The organism is Citrobacter sp. Res13-Sevr-PEB04-36 (assembly GCF_015672735.1).
Taxonomy (GTDB): Bacteria; Pseudomonadota; Gammaproteobacteria; order Enterobacterales; family Enterobacteriaceae; genus Citrobacter.
The window spans coordinates 1-11555 of record NZ_JADABY010000002.1 but is presented as its reverse complement, the minus strand read 5'-3'; the positions used below and the strand labels follow the sequence as shown (position 1 = coordinate 11555).

Here is an 11555-nt window from a genome sequence, read left to right as displayed (position 1 = left end):
CAATTCACTATTTAATAAAATTTAATACACCATTTTAATCTGTAATGCCGTTATCTGAAGCCCTACCCTGCTGTTACTTATATAACAGCAGGGCAGTCCGTGGACCAAGAAATTTACAGTAAAAATATAATATTTTTCTTCTGATGGAATAGAAAGATGACGTTTAATAAGAATACTTATAGGGTATTAATCGCCCTATCTTTTTGTTGCTACCTTCCTTTTACCGTAGCAGAGGATAATATCCCGGCAACACACGACGATACAAAAACACCAGAAATCACAAACACTTCCCCTTCATTTCGTTTTTATGGCGAAATGGGAGTTGGTGGTTATACGGCGCTGGAGGGTGATTATAAAGGGAAATACGAAGACGGTACTTATATTGAAGGTGGCGTGGAGGGGCAATACGGCCACTGGTTTGGGCTTATATACGGTGAAGGTTGGACAGTACAGGCAGACCACGATGGTAATGCCTGGGTGCCCGATCATGGCTGGGGTGGCTTCGAAGGAGGGATAAACCGCTTTTGGGGTGGCTATCGTACCGATGATAAAACAGAAATTATTCTGAGCCTGCATAACGACTCTTCACTGGACGATCTGCAATATTGGGCTGACTTCACACCAGAGTTTGGTTATGAACTTCCCAATACTCGAGATATCGCCACAGCAGTCAAGGTACAAAACCTCAGTGGTGATTTCCGCTATAGCATCATCGCAACACCGGCAGGTCATTCCGATGAAGATAAAGCATGGCTACATTTTGGCAAATACGATCGCTACTCCGATAAATATATCTACCCTGCTATGGCAAACGGCTATATCCAGTATGACTTTATGAAAGATGTCACCTGGATGGGGGGGACGGAAGTGACCGATGGTACCGGCCAATTGTTTGTCACCGGTATTCTGACACCGAACTTCGGCGCGCGCGTCTGGCACCATACAGGGCGTGGTGAAGGGCTAGGTAACCCGGGAACAGAAACCGGCGCGATGGTCAGTGCCATGTATGAGGCGTTTAAAGGCTTTTATCTCTCTACCGCCTACAGCTACGCGCAGCACAACCTGGATAACGACCCTGACACGACTACATCCTATGCCCAATTCGGTATCTGGTACGAATATGGCGGCGGCAAATTCGCCACAGCCTTTGATAGCCGATTTAACCTTGGCAACAGTACTGACGATTCCGATAACAAAATATTCCTGATGCAGTATTACTACTGGGGTCATTAATTTCTCTGTTTATTTCGCTAAATGTGAAAAGGAGCTTCATCATTATGAAAAAAATATATTCGTTAACCCCGCTAGCCTGTGCACTATTACTCAGCATTTCTGCTCACGCTGCGACGAAAACCGATTTCAAAAATGTGATTGACCGCCACGGCGCACCTGAATATATGCGTGACACCGGCAATGACAGTCATCAGCGCTTTAATCCCTTTTTCGACCTCGGCTCATGGCATGGCCACCTGTTGCCGGATGGCCCCGCAACGATGGGGGGCTTCCCTGGCGTCGCGCTGCTGACGGAAGAGTACATCAACTTTATGGCCACAAATTTTGACCGGCTGACGGTGTACCAGAACGGTAAAAAGGTCGATTTCACCCTTGAGGCCTACAGCCTGCCCGGCGCACTGGTGCAGAAACTGTCATCAAAAGCGGTGCAGGTTGAGATGACGCTGCGCTTTGCCAGTTCACATACCTCACTACTGGAAACCAAAATCACCAGCAATACACCGCTGGATCTGGTGTGGGACGGAGAGTTACTGGAAAAGCTGGAAGCGAAAGAGGGAAAACCCCTCTCCGATAAAACCATTGATGGCGAATACCCGGACTACCAGCGAAAAATCATCGCTACGCGCAATGGCCTGAAGGTCACCTTCGGTAAAGTACGTTCGACCTGGGATCTGTTAACTTCCGGCGAGTCGGAGTATCAGGTACACAAATCACTTGCCATGAACACCACTGTTGATGGCCACCGATTTACCAGTAAAGCGCATATCAATGGCTCTACCACGCTTTACACCACCTATTCGCATCTGTTAACCGCGCAGGAGGTCAGCAAAGAACAGGCGCAGATCCGCGATATTCTGGCGCGCCCTTCTTCTTATATGCTCGCCTCACAGCAGCGTTGGGAAGCCTATCTCAAAAAGGGTTTAAACAATCCGGATGCCACCCCAGAACAAACCCGCGTGGCGGTGAAAGCGATCGAAACGCTGAACGGCAACTGGAGAACGCCCGGCGGAGCGGTGAAACACAATACCGTCACGCCTTCGGTGACGGCTCGCTGGTTCTCCGGTAACCAGACCTATGCCTGGGACTCATGGAAGATTGCCTTTGCCATGGTGCACTTCAACCCAGAGATCGCGAAAGATAGCATTCGCGCGCTCTTTGACTGGCAAATCCAGCCCACCGATCCGGTGCGCCCTCAGGATGCAGGCATGATCCTCGATTTGGTCACGTGGAACCCCATCCCGGAACGCGGCGGCGATGGCGGTAACTGGAACGAGCGCAACACCAAGCCCAGTCTGGCGGCCTGGTCGGTGATGGAGGTTTACAACGTCACTAAGGACAAAGCCTGGCTCGAAGAGATGTACCCGAAACTGGTGGCGTACCACGACTGGTGGCTACGTAACCGCGATCATAACGGCAACGGTGTTCCTGAGTACGGCGCAACCCGTGATAAAGCCCATAACACGGACAGCGGCGAGATGCTGTTTACGGTGAAAAAGGGTGACAAAGAAGAGACCCTCTCCGGGCTGAAAAACTATGCTGCCGTCACCCGCAAAGGCCAGTATGACAGCCTGACCATTCCGGCACAGGAAGCTGCAGGATGGGAATCTGGTCGTGACGATGCCGCCGTGTTTGGTTTTATCGACAAAGACCAGTTGGATAAATACGTCGCGAACGGTGGTAAACGCGGCGACTGGGTAGTGAAATTTGCCGAAAACCGTAATCGCGACGGCAAATTACTAGGGTATTCACTGCTCCAGGAGTCAGTCGACCAGGCCAGCTACATGTTCAGCGATAATCATTACCTGGCAGAAATGGCGACCCTGCTCGGTAAAACCCAGGACGCAAAACACTATCAGACACTGGCGGCGAAACTGGCGGATTATATCAATACCTGCATGTTTGATGTGAATACGCAGTATTTCTATGACGTTCGCATCGAAGATAAGCCACTGGCAAACGGCTGTGCGGGAAAACCGATCGTCGAGCGCGGCAAAGGACCGGAAGGCTGGTCACCGCTGTTTAACGGCGCGGCCACGCAATCTCATGCTGACGCGGTGGTGAAGGTGATGCTCGACCCGAAAGAGTTCAACACCTTTGTGCCGCTGGGCACCGCGGCGCTCACCAACCCGGCTTTCGGCCCGGATATTTACTGGCGCGGGCGCGTGTGGGTGGATCAGTTCTGGTTTGGCTTAAAAGGAATGGAGCGTTACGGCTACCGCGATGAAGCGCTGAAAATGGCAGATACGTTCTTCAAGCATGCGAAAGGGCTCACCGCTGATGGTCCGATTCAGGAAAACTATAACCCACTGACCGGCGCACAGCAGGGTGCCCCCAACTTCTCCTGGAGCGCGGCACATCTCTATATGTTGTATAACGATTTTCTTAAAAAACAGTAAGCTGTAACCTATTGCCGGATGGCGCTTATCCGGCCTACCCGAAACGCGTTTTCGTAGGCCGGATAGCTGCTTGCACCGACATCCGGCAAATTCGTTCTCTGGCCCCACTCCTTTTTTGAATCCCATCACAATCACGGCATTCCCCTTTTCCCTTTTGCGCCGCGACGGCTAAATTAGTAACTCATCCGACCACATAACAATAATTTTACATACTGGACACCATTATGAGCTATCCGTCGCTGTTCGCCCCGCTCGATCTGGGATTCACCACGCTTAAAAACCGTGTGTTGATGGGTTCAATGCATACCGGTCTGGAAGAGTATCCCGATGGCGCAGAACGGCTGGCCGCGTTCTACGCCGAGCGCGCCCGTCACGGCGTCGCCCTGATTGTGAGCGGCGGTATTGCCCCTGCGCTTTCCGGCGTGGGTATGGAAGGCGGCGCGATGTTAAACGACGCCAGTCAGTTACCACATCACCGCGTAATTACCGACGCGGTGCATGACGAAGGCGGCAAAATCGCGCTGCAAATTCTGCATACCGGACGCTATAGCTATCAGCCGCACCTCGTCGCACCCTCCGCTATTCAGGCGCCGATCAACCGCTTTACCCCGCATGAGCTGACCCACGATGAAGTGCTGCAGCTGATTGAGGATTTTGCCCATTGCGCGCAGCTGGCGCGGGAAGCAGGCTACGACGGCGTAGAGGTTATGGGCTCGGAAGGCTATCTGATCAACGAATTCCTTACCCTGCGCACCAACCAGCGGACTGACCAATGGGGCGGCGATTACGCCAACCGCATGCGATTTGCCGTCGAGGTGGTGCGGGCCGTTCGTCAACGTGCCGGTAATGACTTTATTATTATCTTTCGCCTGTCGATGCTCGACCTGGTGGAAAATGGCGGCACGTTTGACGAAACAGTCCAGTTGGCGAAAGCCATTGAGGCGGCAGGTGCTACGATCATCAACACCGGGATCGGCTGGCACGAGGCACGGATCCCCACCATCGCCACGCCGGTGCCGCGCGGAGCATTTAGCTGGGTGACCCGCAAGCTGAAGGGTCACGTTACCGTTCCACTGGTCACCACCAACCGTATTAACGATCCGGGAGTTGCCGACGATATTCTGGCCCGTGGCGATGCTGATATGGTGTCGATGGCACGCCCGTTCCTTGCCGATGCCGAGCTGCTGTCAAAAGCGCAAAGCGGGCGAGCGGATGAGATCAACACCTGCATCGGCTGTAACCAGGCTTGTCTGGATCAGATCTTCGTCGGCAAAGTGACGTCCTGCCTGGTGAACCCTCGCGCCTGCCATGAAACCAAAATGCCGATCGTACCGGCGACACAGCTGAAGAATCTGGCGGTAGTCGGTGCCGGTCCTGCGGGGCTCGCCTTTGCCATCAACGCCGCTTCACGCGGTCATCAGGTCACGTTGTTTGATGCTAACGCGGAGATCGGCGGACAGTTCAATATCGCCAAACAGATCCCCGGCAAAGAAGAATTTTACGAAACGTTGCGCTATTACCGCCGTATGATCGACGTTACCGGCGTGACGCTGAAGCTGAATCATTTTGTCACCGCAGACGATCTGCTCTCGTTTGATGAAGTGATCCTCGCCAGCGGGATCGAACCGCGCACGCCGCCGATCGACGGCATCGATCATCCCAAAGTGCTGACCTATCTTGATGTCTTACGTGATAAAACGCCGGTAGGTCAACGCGTGGCGATTATCGGCAGCGGCGGGATCGGCTTTGATACCGCCATGTATCTGAGCCAGCCCGGCGAGCCCACCAGCCAAAACATTGCGGAATTCTGCGTGGAATGGGGAATCGATACCAGCCTCCAGCAGGCAGGCGGCTTACGCCCGGAAGGACCGCAGTTATCCCGTAGCCCACGCCAGATAGTCATGTTGCAGCGTAAAGCCAGTAAACCGGGGCAAGGGTTAGGCAAAACCACGGGCTGGATCCATCGCGCCACCCTGCTGTCGCGTGGTGTGAAAATGATCCCGGCGGTGAGCTATCAGAAGATCGATGATGATGGACTGCATGTGCTGATCAATGGCGAGCCTCAGCTCCTGAACGTGGATCATGTGGTAATTTGTGCGGGTCAGGAACCTCGTCGTGGACTGGTCGATCCGCTGCATGCGGCCGGAAAAACAGTACATCTGATCGGCGGGTGTGATGTGGCGTTAGAACTGGATGCCCGACGCGCCATCGCGCAAGGCACCCGACTGGCGCTGGAAATTTAACAGGGTGTATTTCGTAGGCCGGATAAGGTAATTGCACACATCATTGCCTGATGGCGCTACGCTTATCAGGCCTACAAGGCCGTTCGTTGTAGGCCTGATAAGGTATTAACCGCCCCGGCATCAGCGATTAGCGGCGACGCCCTAATTTCACCGCTTTCAGCACCACAAATTTGTTGTTGGTGGCGATGGTTTCGCAGTTACCGAAAATCTTCTTCAGCTTGTGGAAGTAGTCGAGGTGACGGTTCGCCACAATATACAGCTCGCCGTTAACCTTCAGGCAACGGCGGGCATGGTGGAACATCTCCCATGCGATGTTATCAGTCAGCGCGTGCTTCTGGTGGAACGGCGGGTTACACAGCACGGCGTTAAAGCGGAAAGGCTCCACGCCAGACAGTGCGTTGTTGATCATAAACTCGCAGCGGTCCAGCGCATCTGGCATGTTGGTTTCCACGTTCAGGCGACTGGACGCCACCGCCATCGGCGATTCATCCACAAACACCACGCTCGCTTGCGGATTCTTCTCCAGCAACGTCAGACCTACTACGCCATTACCGCAACCGAGATCGACAATCTCACCTTCCAGATTGTCCGGCAGATGTTCGATAAAGAAACGTGCGCCAATATCCAGTCCGGTACGGGAGAAGACGTTGGCGTGGTTGTGGATCGTCCAGTCGGTACCTTCCAGCTTCCAGCTCAGCGTTTGTGAGGCGTCAGCCAGCTCAGGATTGCTGAACGTACAGTTGATCAGACGGGCTTTTTTCCATGCCAGCGTGGTGGTGGTTGGGCCCAGCACCTTTTCAAACAGCTCAAGCGTCGAGGTATGCACGTCGCGCGCCTTCGCCCCGGCGATAATGCGCGTTTGCGGCGTGACGACCTGGCGTAACGCTCGCAGTTGCTGCTCCAGCAGCGCCATGGTTTTTGGCAGCTTAATAAGTACCACACCCGGCGCCTGTGGGTATTCGACCGTGCTGTCGAGGAACTTGACGCTGGATTCAGCAATGTCGTTATGGCGCAGGTTTTCACGCGTCGCCAGTTCGCTTAAATAGGAGTCGCCAATGCTGTACGGGGAATGTTCCGCCAGCGCACAACCCAGCGCGCCGAAGGTATCATTCAGGAGCAGCACCGGGCCGCTAATCTCGGTATCGTCCAGCTGTTGCAGCAGATATTCATCTGCAGCTTCCCACGCCAGCAGCGGGTTAACGTCGTCCGTTTCCGGGAAACGTTTAAGTGACAGCGAACGGAAACCGTTGTCTATGTGGCTCATCGGCCCTCCTGAATGGTAAAATTTCGGCGTATCCCTGAAAAGGGTGCGTGAGTATACACTTTTTATACTTTATATGGGGCACAAATGAGTCAGTTGACCTATCTGCAGGGCTACCCGGAGAATTTACTTGATCAGGTTCGAACCTTGATTAGAGAGCAGCGTCTGGGTGCGGTCCTGGAAAAGCGTTATCCGGGTACGCATGACTTCGCGACCGACAAAGCGCTCTGGCAATATACCCAGGATCTGAAAAGTCAGTTTCTGCGCAACGCCCCACCGCTCAATAAAGTGATGTATGACAGTAAGATCCACGTGCTGAAGAATGCGCTTGGGTTGCATACCGCCGTGTCTCGCGTGCAGGGCGGCAAGTTGAAGGCGAAAGCAGAAATCCGCGTCGCCACCGTCTTTCGCAACGCCCCGGAGCCTTTTTTACGCATGATCGTGGTTCATGAACTAGCGCATCTGAAAGAAAAAGAACACGACAAAGCGTTTTACCAACTGTGCTGCCATATGGAACCTCAGTATCACCAACTGGAGTTCGACACCCGCCTGTGGTTAACGCAACAATCGCTAAAGCAAACTGCGCAGTAGCGCACTGGCTTTGTCAGCAAGGCATGCTAAATTGGCACAAGGATCCCTTTTCGCAGCCTGAAGGCCTTTATGATACGTTTCGCAGTGATTGGCACAAACTGGATCACCCGCCAGTTTGTGGATGCCGCCCATGAAACCGGCAAATATAAGTTAACCGCAGTTTATTCCCGCAGCCTTGAACAGGCACAAAGTTTCGCTAACGATTATCTCGTCGAGCATTTGTTTACCTCGCTTGAGGCGATGGCGCAGAGTGACGCTATTGATGCGGTGTATATCGCCAGCCCAAACTCGCTGCATTTCCCGCAGACCGAGCTGTTCTTACGCCATAAAAAGCATGTCATCTGTGAGAAGCCGCTGGCGTCAAACCTGGCAGAAGTCGATGCTGCTATCGCCTGCGCCCGGGAAAATCAGGTGGTGCTGTTTGAGGCGTTTAAGACCGCCTGCCTGCCCAATTTCTTGTTGCTGCAGCAATCTCTGCCCAGGACAGGAAACATCAGAAAGGCATTTATCAATTACTGCCAGTACTCTTCACGCTACCAGCGTTATCTGGACGGTGAAAACCCGAACACCTTTAATCCGGCGTTCTCGAATGGCTCGATTATGGATATCGGCTTTTACTGCCTGGCCTCGGCGGTTGCGCTGTGGGGCGAACCGAAGAGCGTACAGGCCAGCGCCAGCCTGCTGGAAAGCGGTGTTGATGCCCACGGCGTGGTGGTGCTGAACTACGGTGATTTTAGCGTCACGTTGCAGCATTCCAAAGTGAGCGACTCGGTGCTCCCCAGCGAGATTCAGGGCGAATCGGGGTCACTGGTTATTGAGAAAATCTCCGAGTGTCAGAAAGTCTGCTTTGTTCCGCGTGGGGGAAAAACGCAGGATCTGACGGTGCCTCAGCACATCAATACTATGCTGTATGAGGCAGAGCGCTTTGCTCATCTGGTTGAATCCGGCGAAGTAGATCACCCGGCACTGGCCGTCAGCCGTATTACCGCCAAGCTGCAAACGGAAATTCGCCGTCAGACCGGCGTCGTTTTCCCAGCCGATGGTGCGGATACCTCGCTGATTGCGTAAAACTATGTAAAACGAATGTTGCAGGCCATTGACTGAAAGCGTGGCCTGTAATACTTTGTTACCCGCAAAGGGGAGTAACTTCGTTGTCGGTTGATCGTCATTACGATGTGTGAAAAACCACATCCGGTCGCCGGGCGATAACAAAGGAATACGTTGACGTATTCCTTTGTTGTTGTAAGTGAGACCTTGCCGAATGGCAAGGTCTATGCATGAAAAGCAGCGGCTAACGTCATTCGGCGTTGGCCGTTTTTTTATGCATGGGGAAATATAATGAATACTGTCGGCACACCGTTGTTATGGGGTGGCTTCGCTGTTGTGGTAGTGATTATGCTGGCCATCGATCTGCTTCTGCAGGGTCGTCGCGGCGCGCATACGATGTCAATGAAGCAGGCCGCTACCTGGTCAATCGTCTGGGTCACGTTGTCGTTACTGTTTAACGCCGTATTCTGGTGGTATCTGGCAGAAACCCAGGGGCGTGCGGTCGCAGACCCACAGGCGTTGGCGTTCCTCACCGGCTATTTGATTGAAAAATCGCTGGCAGTGGATAACGTCTTTGTCTGGCTGATGCTGTTTAGCTACTTCTCGGTGCCGCCAGCGTTGCAGCGTCGGGTGCTGGTGTATGGCGTGCTGGGGGCGATTGTTCTGCGTACCATCATGATCTTCGCGGGCAGCTGGCTTATCACCCAGTTCGAATGGCTGCTGTACGTGTTCGGCGCGTTCCTGCTGTTTACCGGCGTGAAGATGGCGCTGGCAAAAGAAGATGCTTCCGGCATTGGCGACAGGCCGTTAGTGCGCTGGCTGCGCGGTCATCTGCGTATGACCGACACCATCGAGAACGAGCATTTCTTCGTGCGTAAAAACGGTCTGCTGTTCGTTACGCCGCTGATGCTGGTGCTGATTCTGGTTGAGTTGAGCGATGTTATCTTTGCCGTCGACAGTATCCCGGCAATCTTTGCCGTAACCACCGACCCGTTCATCGTGTTGACCTCTAACCTGTTTGCCATCCTTGGTCTGCGCGCAATGTACTTCCTGCTGGCTGGCGTGGCAGAGCGTTTCTCAATGCTGAAGTACGGCCTGTCGATCATTCTGGTGTTTATCGGCATCAAGATGCTGATCGTCGACTTCTACCATATCCCTATCGCTATCTCGTTAGGCGTGGTGTTCAGCATTCTGTTTGTGACGCTGATTGTGAATGCGTGGGTCAACCACCAGCACGATAAAAAGCAGCAAACGCAGTAACACTCATCCACTAGCCTACAAAGCCCGACGCCCACTGTGTGCGTCGGGCTTTTTGTTTAACATGTCAGCATAATGTTAATTTAAAGTTATAAAATATGATCTCGGCGTAAAATCCAGGATATTTATCTTCCCGAACCTTGTTCTTTCCTTATACTCAGCCATGCAAACACTTGCCTCATACCTGAAAGATGCGTCTATAGAACGCACAAGGGTCAGGCGACAACACAATAAAAGGATTATGAAATGACTACGCAACGTTCATCGGGGCTGATCTCGCGTTTGGCGCAAGGGAGCCTTGTTAAGCAAATTTTGATAGGTTTGGTACTGGGGATTGCGCTGGCACTGATCTCAAAACCGGCTGCAGAAGCCGCTGGTTTGCTGGGCACCCTGTTCGTCGGCGCATTAAAAGCCGTCGCCCCCATCCTGGTTCTGATGCTGGTAATGGCCTCTATTGCTAACCACCAGCATGGGCAAAAAACTAATATCCGTCCGATTCTGTTCCTCTATCTGCTCGGTACCTTCTCCGCGGCGTTAGCAGCGGTGGTGTTCAGCTTTGCTTTCCCTTCCACGCTGCATCTTGCCAGTAGCACTAACGATATTGTGCCGCCATCGGGCATTGTCGAAGTGATGCGTGGGCTGTTGATGAGCATGGTGTCGAACCCAATTGATGCCCTGCTTAATGCAAACTACATTGGCATTCTGGTATGGGCCGTCGGCCTGGGCTTTGCCCTGCGTCACGGGAATGAAACGACCAAGAATCTGGTCAACGATATGTCCAACGCCGTCACCTTTATGGTGAAACTGGTGATCCGTTTCGCCCCTGTCGGTATTTTCGGTCTGGTCTCCTCCACGCTGGCCACCACGGGGTTTGCTACGCTGTGGGGCTATGCGCAGCTGTTGGCAGTGCTGGTAGGTTGTATGCTGCTGGTGGCGTTCGTGGTCAACCCGCTGCTGGTGTTCTGGAAAATTCGTCGCAACCCGTATCCGCTGGTGCTGGCTTGCCTGCGTGAAAGCGGCGTGTATGCCTTCTTTACCCGCAGCTCCGCCGCCAACATTCCGGTGAATATGGCCCTGTGTGAGAAGCTGAATCTGGACCGCGATACCTACTCGGTTTCTATCCCACTGGGTGCAACCATCAACATGGCTGGCGCGGCAATCACCATTACCGTACTGACGCTGGCGGCGGTGAATACACTGGGGATCCCGGTTGATTTACCGACTGCTCTGCTGTTGAGCGTCGTGGCATCGCTGTGTGCCTGTGGCGCATCTGGCGTGGCGGGTGGCTCTCTGCTGCTGATCCCACTGGCGTGTAATATGTTCGGTATCCCGAATGATATCGCCATGCAGGTGGTTGCCGTCGGCTTTATTATCGGCGTATTGCAGGACTCCTGTGAAACCGCACTGAACTCCTCAACCGACGTGTTGTTTACCGCCGCAGCCTGCCAGGCTGAAGACGAACGTCTGGCAAACAACGCCCTGCGCGGCTAATCACTTTTCCCCTCCGTCATGGTGCGGAGGGGTTTT

At 53.4% G+C, this 11555-nt stretch carries 8 protein-coding genes; 7 read left to right on the top strand and 1 reads right to left on the bottom strand.

Features of this window, described 5'->3' with window-relative positions; translation table 11 throughout:
- The first annotated feature begins 156 nt into the window (after nt 1–156).
- The 3 genes from ygjJ (at nt 157) to IMQ48_RS00075 (ending at nt 5872) form a co-directional block, all read left to right on the top strand.
- Nucleotides 157–1233 (top strand): protein YgjJ, encoded by a 1077-nt coding sequence (gene ygjJ, locus IMQ48_RS00085; protein WP_196207417.1) that lies wholly within the window; start codon nt 157–159, stop codon nt 1231–1233.
- A gap of 44 nt (nt 1234–1277) precedes the next feature.
- Nucleotides 1278–3629, top strand: a complete 2352-nt coding sequence (ygjK, locus tag IMQ48_RS00080; RefSeq protein WP_196207416.1) for an alpha-glucosidase — start codon at nt 1278–1280, stop codon at nt 3627–3629.
- 224 nt (nt 3630–3853) lie between these two features.
- Nucleotides 3854–5872, top strand: coding sequence for an NADPH-dependent 2,4-dienoyl-CoA reductase (locus IMQ48_RS00075; protein WP_196207415.1), 2019 nt, complete (start codon nt 3854–3856; stop codon nt 5870–5872).
- A gap of 127 nt (nt 5873–5999) precedes the next feature.
- On the opposite strand, the gene rlmG is transcribed toward IMQ48_RS00075, so the two are convergent.
- Nucleotides 6000–7136: a 23S rRNA (guanine(1835)-N(2))-methyltransferase RlmG gene (gene rlmG / locus IMQ48_RS00070; RefSeq protein WP_196207414.1), complete on the bottom strand. Its 1137-nt coding sequence runs from the start codon at nt 7134–7136 to the stop codon at nt 6000–6002.
- A gap of 84 nt (nt 7137–7220) precedes the next feature.
- Between rlmG and IMQ48_RS00065 the strand changes: the two genes are divergently transcribed.
- The 4 genes from IMQ48_RS00065 to sstT all read left to right on the top strand — a co-directional run bounded on the left by IMQ48_RS00065 (nt 7221) and on the right by sstT (nt 11519).
- Complete coding sequence (locus tag IMQ48_RS00065) at nt 7221–7724, top strand: M48 family metallopeptidase (RefSeq protein ID WP_196207413.1); 504 nt, start codon at nt 7221–7223, stop codon at nt 7722–7724.
- Nucleotides 7725–7793: 69 nt separating this feature from the next.
- A complete protein-coding gene (locus IMQ48_RS00060) occupies nt 7794–8792 on the top strand; it encodes a Gfo/Idh/MocA family protein (RefSeq protein ID WP_196207412.1) in 999 nt (332 codons plus the stop codon).
- Between the two features lie 270 nt (nt 8793–9062).
- The gene (locus IMQ48_RS00055) at nt 9063–10031 is read left to right on the top strand and encodes a TerC family protein (RefSeq protein ID WP_196207411.1); all 969 of its coding nucleotides are present in this window, start codon (nt 9063–9065) and stop codon (nt 10029–10031) included.
- A 243-nt stretch (nt 10032–10274) separates the two neighbouring features.
- Nucleotides 10275–11519 (top strand): serine/threonine transporter SstT, encoded by a 1245-nt coding sequence (gene sstT, locus IMQ48_RS00050; RefSeq protein WP_196207410.1) that lies wholly within the window; start codon nt 10275–10277, stop codon nt 11517–11519.
- The last annotated feature ends 36 nt before the right edge of the window (nt 11520–11555 follow it).

What these genes read in the sequence shown, in the direction of transcription:
- ygjJ (WP_196207417.1), top strand. Translation starts at nt 157, where the DNA reads ATGACGTTTAATAAGAATACTTATAGGGTATTAATCGCCCTATCTTTT.
- IMQ48_RS00065 (WP_196207413.1), top strand. Translation starts at nt 7,221, where the DNA reads ATGAGTCAGTTGACCTATCTGCAGGGCTACCCGGAGAATTTACTTGAT.
- ygjK (WP_196207416.1), top strand. Translation starts at nt 1,278, where the DNA reads ATGAAAAAAATATATTCGTTAACCCCGCTAGCCTGTGCACTATTACTC.
- sstT (WP_196207410.1), top strand. Translation starts at nt 10,275, where the DNA reads ATGACTACGCAACGTTCATCGGGGCTGATCTCGCGTTTGGCGCAAGGG.
- IMQ48_RS00055 (WP_196207411.1), top strand. Translation starts at nt 9,063, where the DNA reads ATGAATACTGTCGGCACACCGTTGTTATGGGGTGGCTTCGCTGTTGTG.
- IMQ48_RS00060 (WP_196207412.1), top strand. Translation starts at nt 7,794, where the DNA reads ATGATACGTTTCGCAGTGATTGGCACAAACTGGATCACCCGCCAGTTT.
- rlmG (WP_196207414.1), bottom strand. Translation starts at nt 7,136, where the DNA reads ATGAGCCACATAGACAACGGTTTCCGTTCGCTGTCACTTAAACGTTTC.
- IMQ48_RS00075 (WP_196207415.1), top strand. Translation starts at nt 3,854, where the DNA reads ATGAGCTATCCGTCGCTGTTCGCCCCGCTCGATCTGGGATTCACCACG.